Source organism: Pirellulales bacterium (genome assembly GCA_019636345.1).
In the GTDB taxonomy this organism is placed as follows: Bacteria; Planctomycetota; Planctomycetia; order Pirellulales; family Lacipirellulaceae.
Genome location: JAHBXQ010000001.1, coordinates 511,783 through 538,665 on the forward strand (window position 1 = coordinate 511,783; position 26,883 = coordinate 538,665).

Annotated in this window: 23 protein-coding genes; 7 read left to right on the forward strand and 16 right to left on the reverse strand. The window is 66.9% G+C overall.

Features of this window, described 5'->3' with window-relative positions; all coding sequences use genetic code 11:
* Position 1: 1 nt before the first annotated feature.
* The 4 genes from KF688_01925 to KF688_01940 form a co-directional block, all read right to left on the reverse strand.
* Positions 2–1,042 (reverse strand): hypothetical protein, encoded by a 1,041-nt coding sequence (locus tag KF688_01925; protein MBX3424413.1) that lies wholly within the window; start codon positions 1,040–1,042, stop codon positions 2–4.
* Positions 1,029–3,101 carry a hypothetical protein gene (locus KF688_01930; GenBank protein MBX3424414.1) on the reverse strand — a complete coding sequence of 691 codons (2,073 nt, stop codon included), beginning with the start codon at positions 3,099–3,101 and terminating at the stop codon, positions 1,029–1,031. The genes KF688_01925 and KF688_01930 overlap by 14 nt, the downstream gene beginning before the upstream one ends.
* Positions 3,098–4,678, reverse strand: coding sequence for a MotA/TolQ/ExbB proton channel family protein (locus KF688_01935; protein MBX3424415.1), 1,581 nt, complete (start codon positions 4,676–4,678; stop codon positions 3,098–3,100). The genes KF688_01930 and KF688_01935 overlap by 4 nt, the downstream gene beginning before the upstream one ends.
* Positions 4,679–5,427: 749 nt before the next feature.
* Entirely contained in the window at positions 5,428–6,129 is a 702-nt protein-coding gene (locus KF688_01940; protein MBX3424416.1) for an MBL fold metallo-hydrolase, read from the reverse strand.
* 319 nt (positions 6,130–6,448) lie between these two features.
* Here KF688_01940 and KF688_01945 point away from each other — a divergent pair, with 319 nt between their 5' ends.
* Positions 6,449–8,341, forward strand: a complete 1,893-nt coding sequence (locus tag KF688_01945; protein MBX3424417.1) for a hypothetical protein — start codon at positions 6,449–6,451, stop codon at positions 8,339–8,341.
* A gap of 25 nt (positions 8,342–8,366) precedes the next feature.
* Here KF688_01945 and thpR read toward each other — a convergent pair whose 3' ends face one another.
* Positions 8,367–8,939 carry an RNA 2',3'-cyclic phosphodiesterase gene (gene thpR, locus KF688_01950; protein ID MBX3424418.1) on the reverse strand — a complete coding sequence of 191 codons (573 nt, stop codon included), beginning with the start codon at positions 8,937–8,939 and terminating at the stop codon, positions 8,367–8,369.
* Between the two features lie 612 nt (positions 8,940–9,551).
* Between thpR and KF688_01955 the strand changes: the two genes are divergently transcribed.
* Both KF688_01955 and KF688_01960 read left to right on the forward strand, forming a co-directional pair.
* Positions 9,552–10,415, forward strand: coding sequence for a hypothetical protein (locus tag KF688_01955; protein ID MBX3424419.1), 864 nt, complete (start codon positions 9,552–9,554; stop codon positions 10,413–10,415).
* Positions 10,416–10,604: 189 nt separating this feature from the next.
* Positions 10,605–10,991 carry a sulfite exporter TauE/SafE family protein gene (locus KF688_01960; protein MBX3424420.1) on the forward strand — a complete coding sequence of 129 codons (387 nt, stop codon included), beginning with the start codon at positions 10,605–10,607 and terminating at the stop codon, positions 10,989–10,991.
* Between the two features lie 467 nt (positions 10,992–11,458).
* Here KF688_01960 and KF688_01965 read toward each other — a convergent pair whose 3' ends face one another.
* From KF688_01965 to KF688_01990, 6 genes are all read right to left on the reverse strand, one after another.
* On the reverse strand, positions 11,459–12,361 hold the full coding sequence (locus tag KF688_01965) for a sugar kinase (GenBank protein ID MBX3424421.1): 903 nt from the start codon (positions 12,359–12,361) through the stop codon (positions 11,459–11,461).
* 221 nt (positions 12,362–12,582) lie between these two features.
* On the reverse strand, positions 12,583–13,161 hold the full coding sequence (locus KF688_01970; GenBank protein ID MBX3424422.1) for a carboxypeptidase regulatory-like domain-containing protein: 579 nt from the start codon (positions 13,159–13,161) through the stop codon (positions 12,583–12,585).
* Between the two features lie 258 nt (positions 13,162–13,419).
* Complete coding sequence (locus KF688_01975; protein ID MBX3424423.1) at positions 13,420–13,932, reverse strand: carboxypeptidase regulatory-like domain-containing protein; 513 nt, start codon at positions 13,930–13,932, stop codon at positions 13,420–13,422.
* A 273-nt stretch (positions 13,933–14,205) separates the two neighbouring features.
* Positions 14,206–15,003 carry a hypothetical protein gene (locus tag KF688_01980; GenBank protein ID MBX3424424.1) on the reverse strand — a complete coding sequence of 266 codons (798 nt, stop codon included), beginning with the start codon at positions 15,001–15,003 and terminating at the stop codon, positions 14,206–14,208.
* Positions 15,003–15,821, reverse strand: a complete 819-nt coding sequence (locus tag KF688_01985; GenBank protein MBX3424425.1) for a hypothetical protein — start codon at positions 15,819–15,821, stop codon at positions 15,003–15,005. Before KF688_01985 ends, KF688_01980 begins: the two co-directional genes overlap by 1 nt.
* A gap of 187 nt (positions 15,822–16,008) precedes the next feature.
* Positions 16,009–17,124 carry an aminopeptidase P family protein gene (locus KF688_01990; protein MBX3424426.1) on the reverse strand — a complete coding sequence of 372 codons (1,116 nt, stop codon included), beginning with the start codon at positions 17,122–17,124 and terminating at the stop codon, positions 16,009–16,011.
* Positions 17,125–17,567: 443 nt separating this feature from the next.
* On the opposite strand from KF688_01990, the gene KF688_01995 reads away from it, so the two are divergent.
* On the forward strand, positions 17,568–17,834 hold the full coding sequence (locus KF688_01995) for a carbon storage regulator (GenBank protein ID MBX3424427.1): 267 nt from the start codon (positions 17,568–17,570) through the stop codon (positions 17,832–17,834).
* A 347-nt stretch (positions 17,835–18,181) separates the two neighbouring features.
* The gene (locus KF688_02000) at positions 18,182–20,314 is read left to right on the forward strand and encodes an alpha/beta fold hydrolase (protein MBX3424428.1); all 2,133 of its coding nucleotides are present in this window, start codon (positions 18,182–18,184) and stop codon (positions 20,312–20,314) included.
* A 44-nt stretch (positions 20,315–20,358) separates the two neighbouring features.
* On the opposite strand, the gene KF688_02005 is transcribed toward KF688_02000, so the two are convergent.
* From KF688_02005 to KF688_02025, 5 genes are all read right to left on the reverse strand, one after another.
* Positions 20,359–20,724 (reverse strand): carbon storage regulator, encoded by a 366-nt coding sequence (locus KF688_02005; GenBank protein ID MBX3424429.1) that lies wholly within the window; start codon positions 20,722–20,724, stop codon positions 20,359–20,361.
* A gap of 252 nt (positions 20,725–20,976) precedes the next feature.
* The gene (locus KF688_02010) at positions 20,977–21,720 is read right to left on the reverse strand and encodes a UvrB/UvrC motif-containing protein (GenBank protein MBX3424430.1); all 744 of its coding nucleotides are present in this window, start codon (positions 21,718–21,720) and stop codon (positions 20,977–20,979) included.
* 149 nt (positions 21,721–21,869) lie between these two features.
* Positions 21,870–22,340 (reverse strand): hemerythrin domain-containing protein, encoded by a 471-nt coding sequence (locus KF688_02015; protein MBX3424431.1) that lies wholly within the window; start codon positions 22,338–22,340, stop codon positions 21,870–21,872.
* 269 nt (positions 22,341–22,609) lie between these two features.
* Positions 22,610–23,041, reverse strand: coding sequence for an aminoacyl-tRNA hydrolase (arfB, locus tag KF688_02020; GenBank protein MBX3424432.1), 432 nt, complete (start codon positions 23,039–23,041; stop codon positions 22,610–22,612).
* A gap of 84 nt (positions 23,042–23,125) precedes the next feature.
* Positions 23,126–23,935 carry a sugar phosphate isomerase/epimerase gene (locus KF688_02025; protein ID MBX3424433.1) on the reverse strand — a complete coding sequence of 270 codons (810 nt, stop codon included), beginning with the start codon at positions 23,933–23,935 and terminating at the stop codon, positions 23,126–23,128.
* A gap of 381 nt (positions 23,936–24,316) precedes the next feature.
* On the opposite strand from KF688_02025, the gene KF688_02030 reads away from it, so the two are divergent.
* Both KF688_02030 and KF688_02035 read left to right on the forward strand, forming a co-directional pair.
* Positions 24,317–24,952: a response regulator transcription factor gene (locus KF688_02030; GenBank protein MBX3424434.1), complete on the forward strand. Its 636-nt coding sequence runs from the start codon at positions 24,317–24,319 to the stop codon at positions 24,950–24,952.
* A gap of 15 nt (positions 24,953–24,967) precedes the next feature.
* Positions 24,968–26,812 carry an AAA family ATPase gene (locus KF688_02035; protein MBX3424435.1) on the forward strand — a complete coding sequence of 615 codons (1,845 nt, stop codon included), beginning with the start codon at positions 24,968–24,970 and terminating at the stop codon, positions 26,810–26,812.
* Positions 26,813–26,883: the final 71 nt, after the last annotated feature.

The window sequence follows — 26,883 nt, forward strand, 5'->3', positions numbered from 1 at the left end:
GCTACTGCGCCGCGGCCTTCGAGCCTTCCGACGAGAACTCGATCGGCTGCCCGGTCCGCAGCGGCCACACGGCCAGCGGGGCTCCTTGTTCCCACAAGGCCCGCTTCAACAGCCGCAGTTCGTCGTAGCTGTCCGGGTAGACCCACGCCAGGATCGCCGTGCGATTGGAGGGCCGGTTGCGGATCGCCCGCTCGAGCACCCCCCCCGGCATGAGCGCCTGCTCGACCGGCACGCCGATGTCGTCGTGCTCGGGCAGAAACACCCCTCGTTGCACGTGTTTGGCGCGCGCGACGGTCATGTTGGGATTGGGGCCGGCGAGCACCTCGGCGTACCGCTCGACCCGGAACCGCATCCGGAACCCGTCGATCGGGCCGTACACGTCCGAGGCCGAATCGCGGGCGCTAAGCTGTTGCCGCAGGTAGCTCACGCCGTTGGTGCGGTGCATTTCCTCGACCAGGGCGTCGACCGGCACGACGGCCGCCAGACCGTGGCAGAGCCGCACGTGAATGACGTCGTCGCCGGCGGTCTCGGCGATCGGGGTCGGGGTCGCTTCGAGCGTCTCGACCTCGGGGGCCGCGCCCAACTGGCGCAACTGCTCCTGCGACAGTTCGTTGAGTCGGATCTGCGCCTCGACGAGCTTGCGCTGCACGTCGAACTCCTCCTGGCGATCGGCATCGAGTTTCGCCCGGCGCGCAGCGATGTCCTGCTCGACCGCGGCGCGAACCATCTCGAGTTCGATGCGGCGCGTTTCGATGAGCTTGCATTCCTGATAGGCGCCGAGCATCCGATTGGCCGCCGACTCGACCTCCTTCTGCTCGGCGACCATGTTTCGCCGGGCGGCGAGCAGCGCGGCGTCGAGTTCGGCCAGCGGCTTGCCCGCCTCCGGAGCGGCGCTATGCGAGTGCGATTTCGCTTCCGAGAGCCGCCCTGCGCGCACCCCCGCGACCATCACCAGGATGATCACGATTCCCACCATGTTGGCGATGACGTCGAGGAACGAGTCCTCGCCCGGCATCCCCTCGTCCGACTCACCGCGTCGCATGGCTAGGCTCCTGCGTGCCGGTGCGCGCGGCGGTCTCGGGGAGCCGCACGTCGATGCCGCTCCCTTCCATCAGCCGCGCCAGCTTGGTCGCGTTCGGCTCGGCGCCCGGTTCGACGGTCACCACGAGCACCGGTTTCCAATACAAGTTCTGCCCCGCGAGCCCCCAGGTCTTCACCTGGCTGCGCAAGGCGTCGACCAGTTCGTCGACGGCCTTGTCGGTCGGCTGATCGAGTCGCACTTCCGAGCCGGTCGGTTGCGCGCCCGGGTCGGCGATTCGACTCGATTGCACCGAGATCGAGTCGGCGCGGACGATCGCTTGAATCGGTCGACTGATCGGCGCCGCGTTGCGGCTGGCGAGATTGAGCGCCCAGTCGACGCCGCGGGTCTTCGCCAAGCTGTGTTCGGAGGGGGCGCTCTTCGCCGTGGAGTTCGGGATCGAGACGATCCCCGAGACGGCGTCCGGATCGGCCGACATGGCGGCGCTGCTGCTCGAAGCGGCGCCGCCGGCGACCTGTTGCGTGGGGTCGCCGGCGTCCGCGCCGGGCGCACCGGCCGCGGCCGCCGACGAACTCGACGAGTTCATGGCCGTCGCTCCCGCGGCGCCCGTCTGACCGGACGACGTCGCACCGGCAGAACCGCTTGCCGAACCGGCGAGGCTGGGGCCCGATTGTCCGCCGGCGCCTCCCCCGGCTCCGGCTCCGGCTCCGGCTCCGGCTCCAGCTCCTGTTCCGGCTGCGCCGCTGCCAGAACTGCTGGTCGTCGCCGACGTTGATCCGGCTCCAGCCGAGCCGCCGCCTCCCGTTGCGCTCCCAGCGAGCATTCCCTGACCTCCCGCGGCTCCGCTCCCGGCGCCGCTGAAGTCCGCGCCCCCTTCGCCGCTGTAGCCGGCGCTGCTGCCGAGACCGCCGCCGCTGGGCGCTCCCCCGCCGCCGGCGAGTTGCATCGAGAGTTGTTGCTCGCGGTTGAACGTTTCGGAGCGATAGGCGGTCGATCCTCCCGACGCTGCGAAGTCGCCGGGTCCCGCGGCGGATCCCTCGCCGTTGCCTTCGCCTCCGCCGAGTCCCGAGCCGCCTCCCCCGGCTCCGGTCCCGCGGCCTCCGCCGGCCATCCGCACGGCGAATCGGCTTGGCGCCGCTTCGGCCAGCGCCTGCATCCGCTCGCGCGATTGCATGACCGCGTGCGACATGACGTCGGCGAGCACCGGGTCGGGCGCGGCGTAGCGGAGCTTGGCGTCGGACTCGACGAACTCGTAGCCGAAATCGCCGTCCCACGCCCGGATCGCCTTCACCGCGGCGAAGTACGCCTGGTCCCCTTCGGGCCGGACGATCAACAGCGGATAGGCGTTGGGGGGCTCGGTCCCCGCTTGACGGGCTTCGCTGTTGAGCTTCTCCCGCGCCGCGCGGATCGCCGAGGCAAGCGGATTGCCTGCGCGACTGGCCATCAGAAAATCGTCGGCTGAGAGCTTGATCCCTTCCGGTTGAATGACGACCCCGTCCGCGACGCACTCAACGAAGATCGGCTTGCGATACGTGCCGCTGGCGCCCTGGTAGGGGACGATCGCGTAGGACTTGGGCGCCGTGTCCTGATTGCGCGACTCGTCGAGGCGCTGCTGCGTGTCGCGGACCAGTTGGTCGAGCCGCCGGAGTTCGGCCGCGGCTTGCAGCCGATCGACCGTTTGGTTGTTCTCGGCCGCCTTGAGCTGTTCGGCGGCGATATGGAGCTTGGCTAGGTCGTGCTCGAGCCGCCGCTGGGCGTCCTCGCTATGGGCGAGCCGAGCCTGCTCTTCGCGCAGCTTGTCCGCCGCCTGGCGGCGCAGCTCGCCGAGCTTGGCCTGCTCGGCTTCCAGCTCGCGCAGCGCGGCGACGATCGCGGCCCGGCGCTCGGCGTCGGCCGGCGCTTCGGCGATCGACGCCGGTTCGATGCGCTCGACTCGCCGTTTGGCCGCCTCGGAAAGCACCACGAGCAGCACCAAGAGGCCGCCCATCGTGCATAACAGGACTGCCAGAAACGGGAACAGCGCGATCGCGTCGGCGGATTTAATCGCCCGGCGACTCGTCATGCGGCTTGGCTTTTCGAGTTGGTCTCAGAGGGGGTCTCAGCCGAGTGATCGTCGCGCGCAATCGCCAGCGGCCGGCCGATCCGGAGATTGAGCAACTGCAGCGAGGTCGACAGGTGATTGACGAGCTTCTCGAAGTCGTGCACCGTGGCCAGCCGCGTCAGGTTGCTCACGAGCGCCTCTTCCAACTTGCGAACGGCGCCGGTCGACTCGACGACGCGCAGCAGCACGTCGCTTTGCTTGATGAGCTGCTCCTGTTGCGCGACCGTCGTTCCGGCGGCCTCGACGAGCGCGACCTGCATCTCGCGGAGCAGTTCTTCGCTTTGCTGAATGAGCTTCTCCTGGCGCGACGCGGCGACGACCATCGCTTCGCCGAGAGCGGCTTCGACCTCGGCCAGATGGCGCCGGTTTTGCTCGCCGAGATCCCGCTCCGTGGCGACCAACAAATCGGCGTGACGGTTCATCGCCCCGGCCAGGGTCTCGCCTTGCGTTTCGATCGCCGCGACGAACGCGCCGGCGTGTTGCTCGACGTTCTCGCTGAGGATCTCCGCGTGCCGGACGAGCATGTCCTTCATGTCGCGGGTGTGAGCGGCGACTCCCTCGTTGAGGGCGTGAGCATGAGCGTCGAGCCCCGCCGCGAGACTGTCGGCCAGCGACTCGCGCAGCGCGTTGGCCGCCGACGCCGCCGTGTGTTCCCACGCGCTGGCGACGCGGGCGAAGGCGTCGCCCATCAGCGCCGTTTGCCGGGCGGCGGCCGTTTCGATCGTGGCGAGCAGTTGCTCGTTCATCCGCCGAACGCTGGCCAAGTGGGGGTCGTTGCTGGACCCGAGCTGCTGGAAGCGACCCAACAGCTCGCGATTGACTCGCTCGTCGACGAGGCTCAGCAGCCGTCCGTCGACCCGCTCGACGGCGAATTTGGTGAACAGCAGCACGATCGACAACGCCAGGGCCTGCGCCGTGGTGTCGAACGCCACGCTCAGCCCCGCGATGACGTTGGGCAGACTGAGCTCCATGTCCTTGCCCGAGAGCTGCCCGATGGCGAGCGTGATGCCGATGACCGTGCCGAGGAAGCCCAAGATGGGGATCGTCGACGCGATCACGCGAACCGTCGCGTAGCTTTGATTCATGCGGTCGAGGTCGACGTCTTCGAGTCGGCGCAGTTGGTCGTCGAGCGCGTCGGCCGAGCCCTTGTCTTTGACGTACAGCAACGCGTGCCGCAGCCGGCGCAGGAAGTAGCCGTCCTGCAGGCTCTCGTGCGCCGCGTCGACTTCGGCGAGGAGCCGGTCGGCGTCAGCGGGAGTCTGCCCGTCGGCCGGGGGGGCGGACAGCCCGGTCCGCTCGAGGGCCCCGAACTGCACCAGCAGCCCCAGCATACGGATCGTCAGGCCGGCTAGCCCGACGAAAAACAGCGTGGCCGTGGCGTACTTGACCTCCCAGCCGTCGCCGTCGAAGTAACGGCCGATCGTGCTGGCGTCGTCGGCAGGGCGCACCACAAAGGCGTAGAAGGCCAGGCAGAAGAGCCCGCCCCAGACGACCCCTTGTCGCAACAGCCATTCGGATACGGAAGTAATGCGACTCACGACGAGCTTCCTTTCTCACGACCCCGTTTCGGCGTCTTATTTTGTTGACAGCAAGCAGACGAACCGAGCGCGCACCGCCGCGGCGGGTCTGTCGCTGTTCCCTCAGAATCGGCGCAACCGGCAAACTCGGCTGAGTCAAACTTGGCGAAATCTGCCGACGCCGACGCCGGCGCCAGCGGTGCTGGCGAAGGGGCTGGGGGCAAGGGGGACTGCGAAGGCCCCTTTCGAACCGCCAAGTGCGCCAAGGACCTTGTGGGTCTCGCCCCTCGGGGGGAACGACGCAGGCAACCGGAGATCGCCGCAGACTCACGGCCGGCGACGCCTTGCTCGGCGCCCAACTGCGGTCAATGAGAAGTCCTTCGTGGCGCCGGAGCCGAAGCTCGGTTGCCAGTCCCGAGTCTGCAGCCGACTGGTTCCAGCAAGAACTTCACTTCGGGACCCTCCCCTGGGCTTCGTCGGAGGAACCGACAAAGATTGCCAAAGGAGCGATGCGTCCGCGGTCGATATCTCTTGTGCTCGCAAGGAGCGACGGCCGCCGTCGGGGGGGAACCGCGGGGCGTCGCACTCTCTGCCGCGCGTGCAAAGGGGGATGCTTCTCACGCGGCGCCGATTGCTCGGCCACCAACGTCGGAAGCGCATGCGCGCAGACCGCGAGCTTTATCGCACATCCCAGGGGGGACGGCAGGTTCGGTACGTCGACGTCGACGACCGAGCCTGCCTTTTTTTGTGCGCAGCGGACGAGCGCTGTCCTACGTCGCCGGCGCGCCGATCGCGGCAGTGAGCGGGAGCGTCTCGCGCCACCGCGTTACGGCCGGGTGATCGAGCGGGCCGCCGTGTCCCACAAAGAGCCGCCCGTTCGTCGCGGCCAGCACGCGGTCGATGGAATCGTAAAGTTGCGGCAGGTCCTCGGCGAAGTAGGGAAGCCGCGGTCGCGAGGGCTGAATGAGCCCGCCGAGAAAACCGCCGATGAGGACGTCGCCGGCGAATGCGTCGCCGTCGGCCGTCACCAGCGTGATCGAACCGGGCGAGTGGCCCGGGGTCTCCAGCACCTGCGCCGGCAGTCCCCACTCGCCCAGCGACGCCCCCTCGCTGAGCGGGACGTCGATCTCGAAGGACTCGAATCGTCGATCGACCAGCGGCAGGAGGATTCGATGGCGCGGTCGCACGGGGACGAGGTTGCTCATTCGGCCGGCGCGGATCATCGGCAAATCGCCGCGGTGGGCTGCGATGGGCGCCCCGGTGAGCCGCTGGAGTTCCGCCGCGGCGCCGACATGATCGGCGTGACCGTGAGTGGCGACGATCAGGGCGACGTCGCGCGGCTCGACGCCGCGCTTCTTGACGGCGCGAAGAATTCGCTTCGCTTCGCCGGGACTCCCCGCATCGACGAGCACGGGGCGCTCGCTGCAAACGAGGTACGCGGTGGACAGACGCAGGCGAATCGGGTGAATCACGGGACAAGCTCGGCACGGCCGGGGGGGATTTATCCTACTCCCATCGACGTGAACTGAGGAAGGACCCTCTGCGAGAACCATGCGATCTCGAAGTTCCTCCGGCGCTGACAGGACTCGCGTCGGGGGGCAGGGACGCAGAGGTCCCGGCTCGCGCGCTTGCGGAATTTCGCCCGGGATCGACGCAGACGCACCCTTGGGGAGGGTCGGCGGGGACCGTTGGTCTCATTAAAATCGCAGGGGCGGAGGCGGCGATCGTCGCTTCCCTGACTTGGCTTCTCTCCGCGGCGTTGAGCCGCTTGTCTTTTTTTAGGCGACGTTTATGCGATTGTCGACTGCGGCGTTGGCGTGCGTGTGTTCGTGTTCGGCGTTGACGCGGGAATGCCCGGCGGCTCCGCGGGTCGTGAAGGTCGTCGGGTCGATCCAACAGGCGATCGACTCGGTCCCGGCCGACAACCGCGAGCGCGTCGTCATCGAGATCCCCGACGGCGTTTACAACGAACGGTTCCGGCTCGATCAGAATCGCGTCACGCTGCGCGGCGCGAGTCGCGACGGGGTGCGGATCGAGTTCAGTTATCCCCGGTCCGAATACGACCGACGCCCCGATCGGCTCGGCCCCGGGGTCGTGAATTTGTTCGGCGACGATTGCGTGCTGGAGAATCTCTCGATCACCAACACCCAGCCGAGCGGCGAACACGCCTTCTCGATCTACGGACAGCCTAATCGGTTGATTCTGGACAACTGCAACGTGCTCGGGGTGGGGGGAGATACGGTGTCGCTGTGGAACACGTCGTTCGGCATGTATTACCACCGCAATTGCTCGTTTCAGGGGCGGGTCGATTTCGTCTGCCCGCGCGGGTGGTGCTTCGTGCGCGATTCGCAGTTCGAGGAGGTCGATCGCACGGCCGCGTTGTGGCACGACGGGCATATGGATCCGCGGATGAAGTACGTGCTGCGGAACTGCCAATTCACGGGGGTGCAGGATTGGTGGTTGGGTCGGAACCACTATCCGTCGCAATTCTACTTGCTCGATTGCACGTTCAGCGAATCGATGGCCGACAAGCCGATCGGCACGGTCGTCGATCTGCAGACGTTTCCCGAGGCGATGCACCCGCTGTTCGACCGACGGTATTACTTCAACTGTCATCGCGAGGGGGGCGACTTCGCCTGGCATGCCGACAACTTGCAGGCCGCCGCGGGGGCGCCGACGCCCGCGGAGATCACCGCTGCGTGGACCTTCGACGGTCGCTGGGATCCCGAGAGAGACGCGGCGCCGGGGGTCGAGAGCGTCGAAGTCGCCGACGGCGGGGAGATTGTGGTGCAGTTCAGCGAACCGGTCGCGGGGCTGGCCGGGGCCGCGATTGCGCGGGGCGACGGTTCGCGGGCCGAGTATGCCCGAGGGAGCGGGACGCGGCGGGCGACGTTCGTCGGCGGCGCCGAGGGGTCGCCTCCGCATCGCTTCGTACCGGCCGCTGCCGACGCGGCGTACGGCGCGACGGCGACGCTCGCCATGCGATACGTTACGGAGCAAGACCTGCCGCCGGGGGGGCCGCTGAAATCGCTCACGCTGCTGACGGTGGGCGACTCGACGGTCGCCGACTACGCCGAGAACAGTCCCCTGCAAGGATGGGGCTGGGGGCTGCGGCGGTTCGTCGACGAGCGCGTCACGGTCGTCAACGGAGCCAAGAACGGGCGCAGCTCAAAGAGCTTTCGCGCCGAGGGACTGTGGGACACGGCGCGTCGCTCGAACCCGGACCTCGTCCTGATTCAGTTCGGTCACAACGACAATCCCGGCAAGGGGCCTGAGCGCGAGACCGATCCGGCCGAAGGGGGCGACTTTCGCGCGAACCTGCGGCGGTACGTCGACGAGGCTCGTGCGGCGGGGGCGACGCCCGTGCTGTTGACGCCGCCGGCGCGACGCCACTTCGACGAGTCGGGGCGGATTGCCGCGGATGCGAACGCCGCGTACGCCGAGGCCGCGCGGGCCGTGGCGGCCGAGGCGGAGTGCCCGCTGGTCGACTTGGCTCGGTTGTCGACCGATCTGTTCAACAACCTGGGCGCCGCGACGAGCGACGCGTTGCAGGTCCCCGGGGATCGGACGCACTTCAACCCGACCGGGGCGCGACGTCTGGCGGCCCTGGTGCTGGGCGAGTTGCAGCAGCAGTTGCCGGAACTGCGAACGTTTGTGGATCAGGAACGTCTCACGCGCCCGTAGCGGGAGTGCACCAGGAGTTCTCCGGTCAGTCGCCCAAGGGCGCGGTGGCGAGCACGTGGTAGCGCGGGCCGTCGCGGGAGAGTTCGCTGGCGTAGACGATCACCTCGTCGACTCCCATCGTGCCGCCAGGATCGTCGGCCAGCTTGGCAAGACGGTCGCTGAGCACCGGCCCGGGGTTGCCGCCTCGGCTGGCGCGGCCGAGGGTGAGGTGCGGGACGAATTGGCGGTTCTCGTTGTGAAAGCCCATCGAAGCGATCGCTTGCTCGACGACACCCTGGAGTTTGCACATCCGCTCGCTCCCCTCCCCCGCCCCGAGCCACAATGTGCGCGGCCGCTGGATCGACGGGAACGCCCCGACGCCGCGGGCTTCGAGCGTGAACGCCGGCACGTCGGCCACGGCCCGCGCGACGCGCAGGCAGACGGTCGCCATCTCCTGGTCGTCCAGATCGCCGAGGAACTTCAGCGTCCAGTGGAGATTGTCCGGCTCGACCCACTTGACGTTCTCGGCGGCCGAAGCGAGACGCTCGATCGCCAGGACCGCCGCGGCATGGACCGCGTCGACGGCGGCGACGGCAATGAAGGTGCGGGTCTTGGACATGGGGGCGATTGAGGGCGGGCTGATTCCGGGTGCGAACTGCATTCAGAGTAACGCCGCTGGCGGTCGCCGACAGGGGGAGAGCGACTCGGCACAGGCAAGTCGGGTCGTAGTCAGGCCGATGAGGACTCCGCTAGGCGAGCGGGGACACACGAGCGTCTCGCTCGATCGTGTCAGTAATCTCCTCCTCCGAGCAATGCCGTTCCCTTGCGGACCAGCCGGGAAAAATGGCTGAACCAACTCGGCGGATTCCGCGCTGCGGTCCGCAATGGCCTGTCGGCCCGGTCTTCCGGCTTGGCTCCGGGAGCGGCTCTTTAGCCGCCGTTTTTTGATGTTGCGCACCAGATGTTTTGAATCCCCGCAATTTCATTGCAACGAACGTCCGGGAGCTTGCAACGGGCGATCGGGTAGTTAGAGTTGAGCCGGATGGAGGCCCGGCGGCGGCTGCATCGGACAGGATCACTTGTCAGCCACTCGTGACGGTCGCCGCTGCGGCAGTTTCGGAGCGGCGCGGGAATTCGGCTGCTGAGTTGCGGTCCCGCGAACTTTTCTCATTCACTTTTCACACCCTCGGTATCTTCCTTGGGCGCCAGGCGCTCGAGGCAGGAGGCACCAATGACGAGACTCTCTTGGGCAGGCTTGGCGGCCGTGGCGCTCGTGGGCTGGGCGACTACGCCCGCTTCGGCGACCTTGTGGACGCTATTGGACAATTTCGACGGCTACGACAACTCGGTGCAAACTAGGACGACTGACGCGACAGGCGGCGTCTGGAGCGCGGAATTCGTCGGTACGAACAACTCGCACGTCATCAATACGGATCAAGGCAAATCGCTGGCGACCTACGGCGGCGCGGCGTGGCGGGGAGCCGAGCGCAATCTCACCGGTTCTGGCGCCGCTGTGCTCGTGGGAGAGATTCAAACCCTTTTTTGGCAAGTCCGGGCGACGAGTACGGGCGGCGGCTATGACTTCATGATGGGTCTCTCGCCGAGCGTTGCTCGCATTGACACGGCCGACGCTTGGCGGGACTTCAACGTCATGCCGTTTGTGAACAACGCCGCGTCAACTCCCTTCATCAACGCTCAGGCCCCGACGACGCCCTGGTGGGCGCCGATGAACGCCAACGAGTGGTACAACGTGTGGGTCGTCGTCGACAACAATGCGACGGCCCCGACCTACGATTTGTACTACTCTTCGGGCACGAACGCACCGTCGCTGGTGGCGACCAACGCGATTTGGCGAAATACGGGCGAACCCGGAATGGGGATCAACCAAGATCTCAATGCGATTGGTTTTATGTCTGCCGGCGGGGCCGGGTCCGAGTTGTGGATTGACAATATCTTCTTTGCCTCCGGCGAGGTCCTGACGAATCCCTTGGTTGCCGTTCCCGAGGCGTCAGCGATGCTTTTCGGCAGCGTCGCGTGCATCGCCGCCGGGGCGGGTTACGTCCGTCGGCGTCGTGCCGGCTCGTCCCCAAGATAGCTCAGTCCGACACGCAAGCTTTGATCGACGCCAAGACTCGCAGTCGCCCCGTGCGGCTGCGGGTTTTTTCTTTGCGCTGTTTTGCGATCTCGCGGGGATCAAGGAGGCGCTTCGTCGGTCGCTCGCATTGCGAGAAGTTCGGTCTCGTCTCACAATACCCCCTTTCCGTTCGAGCGGGGAGGAGCCGAGATGACAAGCGGATGGGGACTAGCCCTGCTGGGGCTGCTGGCCGGGGTCGCGTCGGGGATGTTCGGGATCGGCGGGGGGCTGATCATCGTTCCCGCGCTGATCTATTTCTTCGAGTTCTCGCAGCACAGGGCCACGGGCACGAGCCTTGCCGTGCTGTTGCCGCCGATCGGGCTGGCGGCGACGCTCGAGTTCTACCGCCGGGGGAACGTCGACCTGCGCGCCGCTGCGATCATCGCCGCCGGGGTCTTCGCGGGGAGTTGGGTCGGCGCTTACGGCGCCAACCAGTTGAAGGGCCCGCACCTGCGGCTGGCGTTCGGCGTGTTCATCGTGCTGGCGGGGATCTACATGATCTACGGGGCCTGTCGGAAACTGGGGTGGATCGCGTAGCAGTCGCCGGCAGCCGGGGGCGAGCCGGCACGTTGCGGGCGAGTCATGCGGTGATCTCGAAAAACAGTTGGGATCCCAACATTCGTGCCCGGCCGGTCGTCTGGAGCGTATTGCCGCGGGAACGCGGAAGTGACGTCAGCACGTGGCTTGGCGTTTCGACGGTTCGCCGCGCCGCGTTTGCGATGCTGCGGCGACGGCGGCGTTCGGCTCTGCCCGGGGACCGCCGGCACGCGCGCCGACGGTTGAATTCCAGAGCGTCTCGCCGCCGACGCCGGCTCGCCGCGGAGACGCGCCGATGGTCCGTCGTCGAACAGCGGGATTATCGCAAGCGCGACGGGCGATTGCGAGGCGCAGTTTTGGGCCACTTTGGCGAGCGGGGCGCTCCGCGGGCTGACGCCGCGCGGCTCGGGGTTTGGCGACGCCCCTGGAATTGCCGGGCTGCGGCTTGAGGCGCTGGCTGCGCGCGTTTAGAAGCTCAGCATCTTGCGGAACGCGGTCATCCGCTTGTCGATGTCTTCGCGGGTGATGTCGTGCATTCGCTCGAGGCCGAAGTCTTCGACGTTGAAGCTGGCGACGATCACGCCGTAGGCCATCGCCGTTTTGAGCGTTTCGGCGTCGAAGGCGTCTTGCTCGGCGAGGTAGCCCATCATGCCCCCCGCGAAGCTGTCGCCGGCGCCGGTGGGGTCGATGACGTCGGGGGTGGGGAACGCGGGCATGACGTACGTCTCATGCTCGCCGAAGAACATGGCTCCGTGCTCGCCCTTCTTGATGATGACGAACTTGGGGCCCATCGCCTGCACGGCCTTGCCGGCGGCGACGAGGTTCTCGGTCCCGGTCAACAGCTTCGCCTCGCCGTCGTTGAGCACCAGCCCGTCGAGTTGTCCCAGCAGGCGGTCGAGGTCGGAGCGTTGGGTGTTGATCCACAGGTCCATTGTGTCGGCGACGGCCAGCCGGCGGCCCGGGACCTGGTCGAGGACCTTCATCTGCACTCCCGGCACGCCGTTGGCGAGGAAGACGTACTTCGCGCGGCGGTAACTTTCGGGGAGCACGGGGTCGAATTCGCCGAAGACGTTCAACTGGACGTCGAGCGTCTCGCGGTCGTTCATGTTGGGGAGGTAGCGGCCGGTCCAGGTGAAGGTCTTGCCCCCCGCGACGACGTGCAGCCCGCTGGTGTCGATGCCGCGGTCGGCGAGCATCTGGGTATGCTCCTCGGGCCAGTCGGCGCCGACGACCCCCACGAGCCGCACGGAGGTGAAGAAACTGGCGGCCACGGAAAAGTGAGTCGCCGAGCCTCCCAGCAGGTCGTTGCGGCGCTCCGTGGGGGTTTCGACATGGTCGATGGCGACCGATCCGACGACGACAAGCGACATGGTGCGAGGCTTCTGGCAGGGAGGGGGGAAGTGCGGAAAAGGGCTGATTATGGCCCGGGCGGTGCGCGGGTCGCAAGGCGCCAGTCGGGCAAGAAGGGCCCGCGTATCACGCGAATGACCGCCGACGCCGATAGGTTTCCGTCGCCAAACGCTCGCAGGCCGCGGACGACTGGGCGTCCGCGGCCTGCGGGGCGTGTTGAGTCTGGCTGCCGAGCGAGAGATCAACTCGACGGATCGTCGTCGCGCGAGTTGTGGATGGCGATGGGGATTGCGATCGCCGCGGCGATCAGCCCGCCGACGACCAGCGGATTGGCGAGGGCTTCCTTGCAGCCGGCCATGCCGGCCGCCACCGGGCTGCCGCAGTTTTGAGCGAGGGCGAGATCCGCGTTCTCGACGACCAACAGTTGCGGCGCGGCACTGGGAGGTGCGGCGGCTGGGGTCCAGGCGCGACACATTTGCACCTGACCGCCAACCTGCACCTGATGGACGCCGCCGCGGACTCCTTCAATCCGGAAGCGACCCTGCTGATCGGTGGTGGCGCCGACGACCGGCTTGGCGTCGGCGACGACGACCGTCTGGCCGGCCACGGGGACCCCTTGCGGAGTCGTGACGACGCCGGCCAAGGCGCCGCGGGCGTCGAGCTTGACGTCGACGACGCGGGGCGCCGGGGGCGGCGCGACTTTCGCCGGAGCGGCTTGCCGTTCGACGGGCGTCTGGGCGACCACGGTCGCAGGCTGCAGCGTCATCGCTGCGACGGCCGCGATGGCGGCCGCACGCGAGAATCGAGAGTTCTTGGTCATGGCGTGTTTCCTGTCGCCCCCCGTGGTTGGACGAACGTATCGGCGCGAACCGGCGGGAACGCGGCGAAGCCAGCGGCGCATGAGCGCCGCGAGGGACTGTAGCAATGAAGTGCTCGTGGGAAAAGGTCGGTTCGCCTCGGCGAACCGCGAACAAGTTCGGCGCTTGCCAGCGAGCGCGGCGCCGGTCGCTAAAGCCGCAAGCCGCGCTCATCGGTCGAGCGCGGCTTGCGGAGTGAACTCAGACGTTGGAGAGGCGGATCAGCTGGACGGATCGTCGTCGTCCAGGGCGATCGGAATCGCGATGGCGGCGGCGACGATGCCCGCGGTCATCAGCGGATGCTTCACCATCCAGCCGCCGACGGCGCTGAACGGATTGGCGCCGCGCACGACGTCGGCGTCGGACACCAGCAGCACGCCGTTCGAGGCGGCCGGCGGAGCGGTCCGAGGGGCCCAGACGCGGTAGGCTCCCTGATGGCCGGGGGCGGCGATCTCGTAGACGCCCCCCTTGAGGCCGTTGACGGCGAATTCGCCCTGGTCGTTGGTCTTGGCTTCCGCGACCGGACGGCCTTGCGATTGGATCGAAATCATGGCGGAGGGCAGCGGGGCGCCTTGGCCGTCGACCAGTTGGCCGACCAGCACGCCGCCGTCGCGGAGCGCGACGTCGGTCGGGGCGAGACGTTGCGGAGCCGGAGGCGCGGCCAGCGCCGGCGCCGCCAGCATGCAGAAACATGCGGCCGTGGCCGCAGCGGATTGGAGTCGTCGAAGCATCATGCCATTCACTCCCGGTCTCGGTGGTTTACGAGTCGTCGCACAGCGTCCTGTTGCCGTGCGAGAGGCGGTTCGTAACACAGCGCTTGCCGACGAATGCCGACGATATTGCACCGCTAGCTGGGGTATCGGCTCGCGTCGCGCTTGATCTTCACCACAATCACGAATCTGCGCCAACTTTGCGGTCTGCGACGAGTTGCCTGTACCGCTGGAAGAGGCTGAAGTCAGTGCGAGCATTCGACCGACGTAGTCGGCGCTCGTGGTTGCGGGCATACGTTATGCGGCGCGCCAGTGTTTGAAGTGCCGGACGAGTTGCTCGTCGACGCTTGGGATCGCGGCGGCGAGTCGCGTCGAGAGTTGCCCGGGAGGGTTGCCGCGCCGGACGTCCGCCAGGAACGCCACAAGCGTGCGGTGCGCCGCCACCGGTCCGTGCAGCATGAAGTGAACCCACGCCCAGGCGAACCGGTACTCCGCGGCGCCCATGTCGGCGAGCGTGTGGCGCGACTCGAGCGACGCGACGGTCTGCATCATTCCCAGCCGCAAATTCCAGCGGAGCGTGCGGAGATGCTCGTGGCGAAATGCGCGGTCCGAGGCGGGGACCTCGAAGTACTCGGCCAGTCCCTCGTCGAGCCACAGCGGGACCATCGCCAGATCGGCATGGAGCAGCGCATGCGTGCATTCGTGCCGCAGGTCGACCGGCAGTTCGCGGTGCTGAAATGCGTAGACCGCCCCGCGGCCTCCCGACTGGACGTACAGGGCGCGGCGGTAGGGGACGCGCGGGAACTGGGTGCGCAGCAACTCGCGGTGCGAGCGTTCGTCGGCCGCAAGGTAGACGTCGATCGTTTGCTGCGCCGGGGCCACGGCCAAGGTGCGCTGGAGCTCGGCCTGCAGGCTGCCGAGGCCGGCCAGTTCGGCGTCGAGGCTTGCCAGGGGAAACGCGGCGGCGACTTGGAAGGGTCCGTAGGCGCGGCGATCGACCCATGCGGGCGCAGCGGCTGCGGCGATGCGCCACCCGCAGGCCGCGGCGAGGCCCACGCCGACGCCGAGCAGTTCACGCCGCGTGTAGCGATGCATCAGGCGGCCTTTCGTCGCGAGGAGAACAAGCTGCGCCATCCGCGAGGAGCGGCGGAGGTCATGCGGCGGGCCGGCTGCAGTCGGCCCGCGGAGACGTCTCGTCCCGCGGCCACGAGCGCCGGATTGATTGAGCAGATCGTCTCGGCGACGTCGCGGCCGACGATTTCGGCGGCGCGGTCGAACGAGCGTCGCAGCAGCGGGCGGCGGGAACGGGGGCTGTGCCCGTCGCTCGCCAGGACGTGGATCAGACCCTGTCGCAACATCCACTCGCTGAGGCGTTGGCTGTCGGCGCCGAACGTGCCGACGAGGCTGCCGGCGGTCACCTGCATGAGACAGCCGGCCTCGACCAGATCGGGGAGCAGTTCGGGCTCGTTGAGCAAGCCGCGATTGCGTTCGGGATGCGAGAGGATGCCGGTGATGCCGTGGCGTTTGAGTTCGGCGAGCAGGCCTTCGAGCGGCAGGTACGTTTCGTGCGGCAGTTCCAACAGGACATGGCGACCGTGATCGCCGAGGGTGAGGACTTCGCCTGACAGGAGCTTGTGCACCATGCCATCGTCGATCCGCACGTCGGCGCCGGGGAGGATTTCGAGTGCGAGGCCGGCGTCGTCCAGTGCGGCTTGCAGTTCGCCGGTCCAGCGGCGAATGTCGTCGCCGTGGTTGTGGGCGAAGTTGCCGAGTTGGTGAGGCGTGACGACGATCGTGCGGGTCCCGTCGGCGACGGCCAAGCCGGCCATGGCCAGCGACGCGGCAAGATCGGCGGCGCCGTCGTCGACGCCCGGCAGCAGGTGGCAGTGGATATCGGTGAAGCCGGCAGTCATGGTCGCACGTCCCTGGCACTACGGTGCGCACCGGTCCGATCGATGTCGGACGGGGCGAATCGGGGCGGGAGTGTACCGAGCGTCCCGGACCGGTCAATGCCGAGTCGGGCGTCTCGCTAGCGAGCTCGCCAGGGGCGTTTGGCGTCGAATTGTCCCCGGGCGCGAACCTGGCCGTACCTGACGCCGTTCAGGCTAGCTCGAGCGGCCAGGGAGTCAGCAACTCGACCCCCGAGTCGGTAACGACGTAGTTTTGTTCGAGTCGCAGGCCCGTGCGCAGGTCGCGATGATAGAGTCCCGGCTCGGCGGTGAAGAAATCGCCGACAGCGAAATGGTCGTCCCATTCGGGGTTGAGATGGGGCCCTTCGTGCGGGGCGAGGCCGACGCCGTGCCCCAAATGGTGGTTGAACGCCCAGGGGGATTGCAGATCGAGCCGCTGCTGGGCGTCGAGGTGCAGCTCGCGGCAACTGACGCCGGGGCGGACGGTCGATTCGATCCAGGCGAAGAGCTCCTGCACGGCCTTCCAGGCCCGCAGTTGCTCGGGCGTGGGATCACCCCCGACGGCAATTGTGCGGGCGTTGTCGCTGTAGTAGCCGCGGAAGCCGACCCCCAAATCGAGGATCCACAGCTCGCCGGCTTGGGCCAGCCGGTCGCGCGGGGGACCTCCGCGGGAGCAGCTTTGGAAGTCTTGCCCCAGGTAGGTCAGCGGTTCTCCGAGCGTCGTCACGGCGACCGTGTGAAGCTCGCAGTACAGGTCCAGCTCCGACAGCCCGGGGCGGATGATTTGCCGGGCGCGGGCGTACATCGCGGCGTTCGCCTCGTTGGCCCGGCGCATCATTCGCAGTTCGTCGGCGTCCTTGCGGCGGCGGAGGGCGAACAGCGTCGGTTCGGCGTCAACGACGGGGCTCGCGGCGGCCGCTTGCAGCGCCGGGCGCCAGTGAGACCACTCACCCGCGGTCGTCCCGGTCGTCGGCTGAAGCGCCGCCACGAGCGCGGCGGCGCTGGCGGCCGCCTGGTCGTCGCGGAAGGTGGAGAACCGCTTGGCCGCGTAGCCTGCCGTTTCGTCCGCGGCGGCCGGGGTTCCCAGTTTGCGATCGGGAAGGGCCAACGTCAGCCGGCCATCGGCGTCGAGCGCCGCGCAAGGAGTCCACAGCGGCCCGAGATGGACTCCGGTGAGCCACTGGATCGATTCTCCGCGAGTCAGCAGAACACGGCTCCAGCCGTGTCGTTCCATCTCGGCCAGCAGTCGTTGCTGGCGCCGCCGGCAAGCGGCCAAATCGGGGGCGTAGGGGTGATGTTCGGGCATCGGTTTCTCGCTGGCATAGCGGCGGGGCGACGGCGAGCTGGGGGAGTTCGTCTCGTCGGACCGGGGTCAGCTACCCTAATGGCAGCCCCCCGGGTTTAGCAATCGGTCGACGTGCGGTTCCGGGTCGAGGGGACGCGATCGTCTAGTGCAAAGGCTCCTGGCGCCCGAGGGCTCGATTCCTGTCTCATATCGGGACATTCGTCCCGGGTTGGGACGGATTCAGGCTTCTCAGCCCCTTGGGACGGTGGCTGATCAGTCGGGCTGATGTGAATGTAAGTCCATTTGCAGCAAATGGTTGCGCTGTTTGTGATTGATCTCAGCCAGTTCTGCAGAGACTTGGCACGCCGAGTGCGGTTAGAGGACATATCACTAAGGGGCAAGCCGCTTGAGCGAGTCAGGCTGGACCGCCTGCCTTGAACTCTTTTCCCGAGAGGACCAGTAGGATGCTCGTACTCAGTCGTAAAGTTGGTGAACGAATTCACGTCGGCAACGGCATTGTCGTGGAGGTTCGTCGAGTCGCCGGCAATCGGGTGACGATAGCCGTCGAGGCGCCCCGAGACATGCGAATCCTTCGCGGCGAGCTGTTCGAGGCCGCCACGTCGTTCGAGGGCGAACAGGCAGTCCCGGACGACGAAGAGACGGCGAGTTCGCCGGTCGTTCTCGGTCATGGCGATCTCGGGCTTTCCGTTTCCTCGCATACGGTGGCGTAACCGGCGCGACGCGATTGCCGATGGAAGCAGGGCCGAGTGCGCTCGCCGCGGATTTGACGTATGCACGAGGCAGCATGCGTCGTCCGAGGCGGGCGCATTCGGCTCTTTTTTTGTCGCTTGCGGGCTAGTTGCCGCTGGCCGTGAGGCCGTGACTGGCGTTTCGCCCGCTCGCATTCGCTAGCACGCGCCGGCGGCGTTGACGCGGTTTGCCGCGGCGCCCTACTCTCTCGGCCCTCGCGCCCGGGGTCACGACGCCCGCGGGGTTGCGAACATTCTCGGCCGTTGACAGGCTCGTCATGCAGGGATGCAGGACAAGTTGCGCACGTGGCCCGCACTTGCGGGGCGTCGTGTTGCATGCGCTGGCGGCGGCGTGTTTGGCTGCGACGCTGGGGGGGTGCAGCACCTCGTCAAATCGGTGGGTCTCGCTGCGGACGACCCCGCGCAATCCGCTCACCGACACCTTGGGGCTCGTGACGCGTCAAGGGCCGAAGCCGACCGAGCGGACGATGCAGTTGTTGCGTCGGTACGACATGGTCGGTCGACTGCAGGGAGACCGCGCCGCACTGTTGGCTGAGATCGAGGCGATCGATCGTCGCGAGCCGAATCGCGAACACGCCTACGCCCAGGCCGAGCTGGCGTACGTCGGGGCCAAGAAGGCCGAAACGGCGATGAAGACCGACGAGGCGCTCAAACTGTACGGGGCCTCGGTGCTGCACGCCTATCGCTATCTGTTCGCCGACGGCTACGCGGCGACGAGCAACCCGTACGATCCGCAGTTTCGCCGGGCGTGCGATCTGTATAACGGTGCGCTTGAGGGGACGTTGCGCATTGTTCGCGCGGGCGGCAAGCTGAGCCCGGGAACGACGCACATGCTGCATGCCGCCGACGGCGACTGCCAGATCGAAGTCGTGCTGCGCAGCAACGGGTGGCATGCGGACGACATCGACCACATCGAATTCGTCAGCGACTACGAAGTCCACGGCCTGCGGAACCACTATCACAATTTCGGTTTGGGGGTGCCGCTGATCGCGGTGCGTCGGCACCACGAGGGCGCCGACCCGGACGAAGCGTTCTACCCGCCCGACTTGTCGTTCCCGGTGACGGCGTTCCTGCGGATCGAGTCGGACGCGTTGCGCGAACGTCCTCCGGTCCAGGGGCCTTCCCTTGCGGCGACGGCGACGACCAAGCTGCCGCAGCCGGTGACGCGGGCCGTGCTGGAACTGTACGATCCGCTCGAAGCGACGTCGGTGGCCGTGGCGGAAGCGAAGGTGCCGCTCGAAACCGACTTGAGCACGCCGTTGGCCCACTTCCTCAGCCAGCCGGCGCTCGACGACGACCGGGTGTCGACCCTGGGGCTGCTCAAGCCGGAAAAAGTGGCGCAGCTCACCGGGCTGTACATGCTCGAGCCGTATCGTCCCGACAAGATCCCGGTCGTGATGGTCCACGGGCTGTGGTCGAGCCCGGTGACCTGGATGGAGATGTTCAACGATCTGCGGAGCGATCCGTACTTGCGGGATTACTACCAGTTCTGGTTTTACCTGTACCCGACGGGTCAGCCGTTCTGGTACAGCGCGGGCAGAATGCGCGAGGATCTGGCGGTCATGCGGCAAACGCTCGACCCCGCCAGACGGGAGCCGGCGCTCGACCAGATGGTGCTGGTGGGCCACAGCATGGGAGGGCTTGTCTCGAAGCTGCAAACGGTCGACAGCCGCGATGCGTTCTGGAAGACGGTCAGCGAGAAGCCGTTCGCCGAGTTGCAGGCCGAGGAGGCGCAACGCAAAGAGCTGGCCAATGCGTTTTTCTTTGATCCCAATCCGAGCGTGCGGCGGGTCGTCACGATCGGCACGCCCCACCGCGGCAGCGAGTTTTCGAACGATCTGACTCGCTGGCTGAGCCAGAAGCTGATCCGGATCCCCGCGCAGATGCTGCAGGGACGGAACGAACTGTTCGCCCGCAATCCGGGCTACTTCCGCAACGAGTCGGCGCTTAAGATCAACACGAGCATCGATTCGCTCTCTCCCTCGTCGCCGATTCTGCCCGTGCTGTTGGCGGCCGATCCGGGACCGTGGGTGCGATACCACAACGTGGTGGGCCAGGCGCCTCGCGACGGACTGACCAACAAGGTTTCGATGTGGATCGCCGGCGAAGGAGACGGGGTGGTCTCGCTGGTCAGCGGCGAAGTGGAATCAGCCGCTTCGCAGATCGTGGTGCCGGCGGATCACCAAAGCGTCCACCGACACCCGCAAAGCATCCTGGAAGTCCGCCGCGTCTTGCTCGAGCACCTCGACGACCTGCGGAAACATCCCTCCGGAACCGGGGTGCGCTTCGCCTCGTCGGGCGAGGCGAATTCGGAGACCGGCTTGCCTGAGGCGGGATCGCCTTGGCAGGGCGTTCCCGTCGCGGTCCCGGCGGCAAGGCCGTACGTCGGTTCCTCGACGGGGGGCGAAGTCTACGGCCCGGCGCCGGCGGTCTTGCGATAACGATCAATCGCTGCGCAGACTCGGCGGCCGACCAAACGCCTGCGTTACTTCCGGGCGGCCACCTGCGATCGCAACGGGGCGTGGTTCGTCGAGTCCAGTGCGACCGTGCGAGCCCCGGCCGGACGCACGACCGTTTCGCCGGCATCGGTCGACCAGCCGTTGTCGCGGGTCGTGCAGGTCGTCGCGGCGCGACTTCGCTGGGAGCGCCGGGGGGCCTCGGCTTCTTCCGTCGCATCTGCCGGCGCTTCGTCGGCGTCGAGTTCGAAGACCAACTCGCCGCGGAGCACGGCCATTTCGGCCGGGGCGTCGATTCCCAGCCGGACGGTTTTCCCTTTGGTTCGGACGACGGTGATTGTGATCGAGTCGCCGATCTGAATCTTCTCGTTTTGCTTCCGTGTGAGAACCAACATGCGTCACTCCTTTGGTAGATGAGACAGGGCGTCCAACCGCCCGCGACGATGCACGTACTACGCACGCGGCGTGCCGGGGGATCATCGGCCGAGGGAGAAAACGGCAAGCTCGTGCCGAGACAAGCAGTTACGACGACGCTAGCGGTGCAGGCGCTGGCGGGCTCGCATGCCAGATTTGGCAGAGTCGACCGCGCCGCGTGCAATTTTTGCAGTTCGCGGCAGGCGGGAGATCGTCGGGGGACGGCGGCTTGCTCATGCCCCGTCAGCACGGCGGGCGATCCGATCGCGGAGTTCGGCGGCGCGTTCGTACTGCTCCGCAGCGATTGCGCGGGCGAGTTGCTCGGCCAGCGACGGGCCCAGTTCGTAGTGCGTGGAGATCGAGACGCGCATCTCTTGCAGCTTTTCGATGAAGCTGCCGTCCTCAGCTTCCGCCGCGTCGAGATCGGCGAGGACCGACTCCAATTGCTCAATGCCGCAGTCGATCGCTTGCACGGCCGCCTCGGGATTCTCGCGTTCCAACTGGACGAGCGCCGTCGCCTGAATGCGGTGGAACATCACGAAGGGGCGATACTGTTCGTGCATCAGGGCCCACTCTTCGGCCGGGGCGTTGGCCGAGGTGAAGTCCATGAGCTTGAGCGTATGCTCGGCGTCGTCCGCGGCTCGACCGTATTCATGGAGCGCGAGCCAGCAAATGCGACGGTGATAGAACTGGTAAAACTCGCGATCGACCTGCAGGCAACGCTGTTCGTCGAGAGCGAATCGCTCTCCCTCCTCGAAGGCGGCCGCAACGAGGTAGTCGTAGTAGCTGGGAAAGCCGTGGGGCCGGTCGCCGTCGGGTCGACCGGAGGTTTCGATTTGCAGCACGCCCATGTCGACGCGAAGCTGGAGCAACTCGCGCCCGTCGGCGCCGACGACGCGACGGACCTGCGGCTGGCCGGGCTCGAAGGCCCAGTCGGCCAGGACGCGGTCGATGTGTTGCGCGGGGCGGCGAGGCATGGAATCGCGGAGCGGGACATTGGATCTTGGAGACGGCTCCTTAATCCTATTCTACTGCGCGATCGCGGGCCATGGGGCGGCAGCGGTGCGGGTTCCGGGGGCTTGCGCTCCCCCCGTTTGCGGGCGAACAGCGGATCTGCAGCGGGGGGTCAGCCTTCGCCGCCGGTGTCGTGCATGATCGCTTCCTGGATCAGGTCGATCTCCTCGGCGTCGTGAAGATCCACGGCGTCGAGCAATTGGGCCACCTCGTCGCAGATCTCCTCGAACCGCTCGCCGCAGCAGGTGGCGAGCTCGGCGATCGCCGGCTGCATCTCTTCCAGCTTGCGGCGGAAGACGTCGTGATCTTCTTCGAGGCTCTTGATGCGCAGTTCCAGATTCGGGTTCGTCTCGGCGACGACGACCATGTACCCGTCCCGTTCCTCGAAATCCATCAGCCGAGCGAGGTGGCGTTGGAACGAGTTGAGCGTGAATTGCAGACTGGACGCCTTGCGCGGAAGGCCGATGGCCGGGGTCTTCCAGTCGAGCGTGACCCGCAGCGCCTGCTTGACGTGGTCGAGGATCTGGTGCTCCATCCAGGAGGCGCGGATTTCAGCGGCGGCGTTGGATTTGGCGGACAGCATGGTCAGGTCCTCCTTCGAATGCATGGTGCGCGCAGAGTGCGGTGACAAGGCGGCGGCGAAGCGGGCACAGGGACTCTGCCGCATCGAGTCGCGGTCGTCGACCCCCCCGAGCCGACTGGCGCCGCGAGCGGCTCCGCAGCCGAGCGCCCAGTATACTCGCCGAGTCGTCCCGCGAACTAGCGCGGGGCGATTTTTCCGGGATTGCAGCCGGTTCGAAAGGCGGGCAAGCTGCGCGGGGTTTGTCGGTCGTCCGCCGACGGGCGCTTGTCTCACTCGCCGGAATCGGGGGGACGTCGGCGATTTTGCTTTTTTTCCGACGCTTGTCGCTTCTGGTTCAGCCGGCGCTCGATCGACCCCCGCGACGGTTTGGATTTCTTGCGCGGGCGCGGCGGGGCCGCCACGGCAAGCAGCATCTGGCGCAAACGGGCGTACGCCGATCGGACGTTGGCGCCTTGGTCGCGGCTTTCGTCGGCGGCGATGACGACCTCGCCGTCCTGAGTGATGCGATTGCCGTACTTTGCGCGGAATCGCAGCAGCACGTCGGCGGGCAAATCGGCGTCGACGACCGTCCAGCGGAGGATCGCCTTGCTGTTGACCTTGTTGACGTTTTGACCGCCGGGTCCGCTGCTGCGTGCGAACGACAGCCGCAGCCGTTCGCCGGGGACGACCAATTCGTCGTTGATCACCAACGGGCGGGGCATGACGGCGACCCGCGACGCCGTGTCGGGGGACAGGGGGAAAGGGAGATCGCGACGACCGGTGCGCCGCCCGCTCGTCGCGGGAACTCAGGCGGACCGAGTTCGCATGGGAACCAGCCACTGGTCCCAGGCGGTCAGCGAGTTGCGAAGGATCGATTCGTAAGCGTCGGGCGTAATCTCGGGACCGAACAGCTTCACGTCAAAATCTCCGGCGTAGCCGGCGTCGAGCAGGCCGGAGACCATCTCGGCCAACGGCAGGGTCCCCTCTCCCAGGGGGCGCCGATCCTGGTCGACGCCGTGCGGACGGGGGCGATCCGCCAAGTGGACCAGTGCGAGATGCGGCGCCAACTCGCCTAAGTTGGCGAGCACGCCCGGGTCGTCGCCGAAGTGGTAGGCATCCATGGCCAGCTTCAGGTAGGGCGATTGGAAGGTCTCGATGAAAGCGATCGCTTCTTGCAGTTCGGTGTGAAACGTCCAGGGCCCTGCGCACGAGACGTGGACCGGCTCGATCGCCAACACCACGTCGGCGGCGACGGCGTAATCGAGCAGTTCGTCAATCGCGCTGCGGAGGAGGCGTTCGGCATGCCGAAAGGTATGGTTGTTGCGTCCGCCCGGGTAGACGACGAGGCAGCCGGCCTGCAGGGCCCCGGCGAGTTGAACGGCCCCGGCCGCATCGTCGAGGGCGTCGTAGAGTCCGCGGCCGTCGCTGCCGGTGAACCCGCCGGCCCAACTCAGATGTGAGACTTTCAGCCCGGATTCGGCGACGAGGTCGATGGCCTGGTCCTCGCCGAAGTCGCCGAGTTTTTGTCGCCAGACGCCGATCGTTTCGTAACCAGCTTCACGATACCGCCGGACGTCTTCCTCGAACGACCAACGATAAGTCGTTATTTGGTTCATCGACAAGGTCGGCATCGCAGGAGATTCTCCGCAGAAGTGAATCAATCTCGAGAACCGTCGAGGAGCGTCGGGCAAGAGCCGAAGGACGCCGCGAGAGGAGCGCAGCGCCGTTCGAGCCGGCGTCGAGTATCCTCAAACGGCTCGGGACTGTAAACGCAAGTTTTTTTCCGTATGCAATTGCGCGATGGTGCAGAACCGTTCGCGCATTGTGAGGTATTACTTGCAGCGGCTTCGGTTGATAACAATCGGAAGAGCGACCCCGTCGCATAATTCGAAAAAAATGCTATCAGGCGGGTTGTAATTTAGCGTGACGAACGCTGTATTGGGACCTTGCCGCTGGCGCCGCGGATGATAGCACCCCCCGCCGAGGCGATGCCCGACATGCCGATTCGATTGTTGATTGCTGACGACCACGAGGTCGTTCGCGCGGGCCTGTGCGCCCTGTTTGAGACGCAAAGCGATTTCGAGGTCGTCGCCGAGGCGGGCGACGGGCTGCAATGCATCGAGCAGGCTCGGCGGCATCGCCCCGATCTGGTGCTGCTCGACGTCAGGATGCCGCGCGCCGACGGATTGGCCGTGTTGTCGCGGCTGCGGGGCGAGTTGCCCGAAACGGTCGTGGTGATCTTCAGCGGGTACGACAATCCGACGTATCTCGCGCGGGCCGCTGCGTTGGGGGCGGCGGGGTATCTCGACAAAACGCTGACGAGCGAGCAGTTGCTCGGCGCGGTGCGCCAGGCCGCCCGCGGCGAGTCGCTGTGGTCGACCGAGGGGTTGCGCAAGGTGACAGGCGCCCTGACCGCCCCGCGTCTCGCTTCGGAGTTGGAGGCCCCGCTCACCCGGCGCGAAAGCGAAGTGCTGCGGCAACTGGCCAACGGTCTGAGCAATCGCGAGATCGCCCAGGCCCTGGACATCAGCTACGAGACCGTCAAAGAGCACGTGCAGCACATCCTCCGCAAGATCGGCGTCGCCGACCGGACGCAGGCGGCGGTGTGGGCCGTTCGCAAAGGGATCGTGTAGCGGTCCGCTGCGGCGATGCCGACGAAACGTCGCTCGCTTGCCACGGGGCGCGGCGTGCGGATAATGGGCCGCATGTCGACGTTCGAGATTCCCGACCTGCCGTCGCAGTTTCGCCAGCTTCTGGGCACGTGTCGCGAGCTGTACGTTTCCAGCGGAGAGCTGGCGGCGCGAGAGCACGCCCATTTGCTTCCCGAGTCGGGAGACAAGTTCGTCCAACTGATGGACGACCTCCACCAGGCGCTGGTGGTGAAGGTGTTCGTCGCCGTCTGCGAGGCCGACCGGCGGTGGAGCAAGAACGAACAGTTCCTGGCCGAGGTGCTGATCTTCCACCTTTGGAGCCAGTGGCTGTCGGAGGAGCAGATCAAAGAAGCCCTGCAGGCGATGTCGACCCAGGCGATGGGGCTCAAATGGTACGCCCTGGTGCGACCGTTCGACCAGATCGCCCCGCTGCGGAACCGGATCGCCGACGTCGAGGCGATCGTCATTCGCTTGGCGAACATCGTCGCCCGGGCCGACGGCCCGATCAAACCTCCCGAAGCGGCGCGGGTGAAGTCGATCCAGGAGGAGTTGGAATTGCACTTGCGGCAGATTCCGATCGACGAGCCGAGCGAGCACGCCGAGGCGGAGCGGGCCGGGGCGCAGGCGATTGAGAAGATCTTTTCGACCGGGGACGCGCTGCCTGCGGTTCGCAAGGAGCGCGAGAAGAATCGGGGCGGGATCGGGGCGAAGCCGGGCGGCAAGATCGCCCCGAGCGAATCCGTCGCCGAGACGACTGCCGAGAAGCCCCCTGCGGAGCGACTCGCCGACTCGCTCGCGGAACTCGACAAGCTGATCGGGCTGGACAACATCAAGGAGGAAGTCCGTACGCTGGCCAACTTCCTCAAGGTGCAGCAGAAGCGAGCCGAGGCGGGGCTTCCCAATACGAATCTCAGCCTGCACATGGTCTTCGGCGGCAATCCGGGCACGGGCAAGACCACCGTGGCCCGGATCGTCGGCAACATCTTCGGCGCGATGGGGGTGCTCAAGAAAGGGCACCTCGTCGAGACCGATCGCAGCGGTCTGGTCGCCGAGTACGCCGGCCAGACCGGGCCCAAGAGCAACAAGAAGATCGACGAGGCGCTCGACGGCGTGCTGTTCATCGACGAGGCGTACACGTTGATCGCCAGCGAGGGGGAGGATCCCTTCGGGCACGAGGCGGTGCAGACGCTGCTGAAGCGGATGGAGGACGACCGCGAACGGCTGGTCGTGATCCTGGCGGGATATCCGGTGGAGATGGCGCTGTTGTTGCGTTCGAACCCGGGGCTTTCGTCGCGATTCAGTCGGCATCTCGACTTCAAGGACTACACGCCATTGGAACTGGCGTCGATCTTCGGGCTCATGTGCGGCAAAAACCTGTACCAACTTTGCGACCGCACCCGCGGCAAGGCGATGCTGGGGTTCACCTGGATGTTTGAGCGGCGGGATCGCCACTTCGGCAACGGGCGGACGGTGCGCAATCTGTTCGAGGACGCAATCCGCCGGCAGGCGAACCGGATCGCGGAGATCACCGACCTGTCGGTCGAGCAACTGTCGACGCTCGAACCGGCTGATCTCCAGTTCGAACGCGTGCCGGCGGAGGAGTTCGCCCGGCTTGACGATCCGTCGTTGCGGTTCCACCTGTCGTGCGGCAAGTGCGAGCACGGCAAGGACGTGCCGCTGAAGTTCCTGGGACAGTCGGTGAAGTGCCCCAAGTGCGAGAACCAGTTCATCGCCGAATGGGGCGAGGCGGTCCGCGCCGACGACGGGCAAAAGCACCTCGGATGCGCCACGGAGGAAACCGTCGCGGAGCCGGGCGACAATGCCGCGGCGAGCGAGATCTGAGCCGCGGTCGCGGGCATTTGGCGATTCCGGGGGCCTCAATTAGGATGAACTGGTCGCCCCGCGGGGCGGTT

What these genes read in the sequence shown, in the direction of transcription:
- KF688_01945 (MBX3424417.1), top strand. Translation starts at nt 6,449, where the DNA reads ATGCGATTGTCGACTGCGGCGTTGGCGTGCGTGTGTTCGTGTTCGGCG.
- KF688_02010 (MBX3424430.1), bottom strand. Translation starts at nt 21,720, where the DNA reads ATGCCTCGCCGCCCCGCGCAACACATCGACCGCGTCCTGGCCGACTGG.
- KF688_01990 (MBX3424426.1), bottom strand. Translation starts at nt 17,124, where the DNA reads ATGCCCGAACATCACCCCTACGCCCCCGATTTGGCCGCTTGCCGGCGG.
- KF688_01960 (MBX3424420.1), top strand. Translation starts at nt 10,605, where the DNA reads ATGACAAGCGGATGGGGACTAGCCCTGCTGGGGCTGCTGGCCGGGGTC.
- KF688_01970 (MBX3424422.1), bottom strand. Translation starts at nt 13,161, where the DNA reads ATGACCAAGAACTCTCGATTCTCGCGTGCGGCCGCCATCGCGGCCGTC.
- KF688_01955 (MBX3424419.1), top strand. Translation starts at nt 9,552, where the DNA reads ATGACGAGACTCTCTTGGGCAGGCTTGGCGGCCGTGGCGCTCGTGGGC.
- KF688_01930 (MBX3424414.1), bottom strand. Translation starts at nt 3,101, where the DNA reads ATGACGAGTCGCCGGGCGATTAAATCCGCCGACGCGATCGCGCTGTTC.
- KF688_01975 (MBX3424423.1), bottom strand. Translation starts at nt 13,932, where the DNA reads ATGATGCTTCGACGACTCCAATCCGCTGCGGCCACGGCCGCATGTTTC.
- KF688_01980 (MBX3424424.1), bottom strand. Translation starts at nt 15,003, where the DNA reads ATGCATCGCTACACGCGGCGTGAACTGCTCGGCGTCGGCGTGGGCCTC.
- KF688_01985 (MBX3424425.1), bottom strand. Translation starts at nt 15,821, where the DNA reads ATGACTGCCGGCTTCACCGATATCCACTGCCACCTGCTGCCGGGCGTC.
- KF688_01965 (MBX3424421.1), bottom strand. Translation starts at nt 12,361, where the DNA reads ATGTCGCTTGTCGTCGTCGGATCGGTCGCCATCGACCATGTCGAAACC.
- KF688_02025 (MBX3424433.1), bottom strand. Translation starts at nt 23,935, where the DNA reads ATGAACCAAATAACGACTTATCGTTGGTCGTTCGAGGAAGACGTCCGG.
- KF688_02005 (MBX3424429.1), bottom strand. Translation starts at nt 20,724, where the DNA reads ATGTTGGTTCTCACACGGAAGCAAAACGAGAAGATTCAGATCGGCGAC.
- KF688_02035 (MBX3424435.1), top strand. Translation starts at nt 24,968, where the DNA reads ATGCCGACGAAACGTCGCTCGCTTGCCACGGGGCGCGGCGTGCGGATA.
- arfB (MBX3424432.1), bottom strand. Translation starts at nt 23,041, where the DNA reads ATGCCCCGCCCGTTGGTGATCAACGACGAATTGGTCGTCCCCGGCGAA.
- KF688_02015 (MBX3424431.1), bottom strand. Translation starts at nt 22,340, where the DNA reads ATGCTGTCCGCCAAATCCAACGCCGCCGCTGAAATCCGCGCCTCCTGG.
- KF688_02030 (MBX3424434.1), top strand. Translation starts at nt 24,317, where the DNA reads ATGCCGATTCGATTGTTGATTGCTGACGACCACGAGGTCGTTCGCGCG.
- KF688_01925 (MBX3424413.1), bottom strand. Translation starts at nt 1,042, where the DNA reads ATGCGACGCGGTGAGTCGGACGAGGGGATGCCGGGCGAGGACTCGTTC.
- KF688_01995 (MBX3424427.1), top strand. Translation starts at nt 17,568, where the DNA reads ATGCTCGTACTCAGTCGTAAAGTTGGTGAACGAATTCACGTCGGCAAC.
- thpR (MBX3424418.1), bottom strand. Translation starts at nt 8,939, where the DNA reads ATGTCCAAGACCCGCACCTTCATTGCCGTCGCCGCCGTCGACGCGGTC.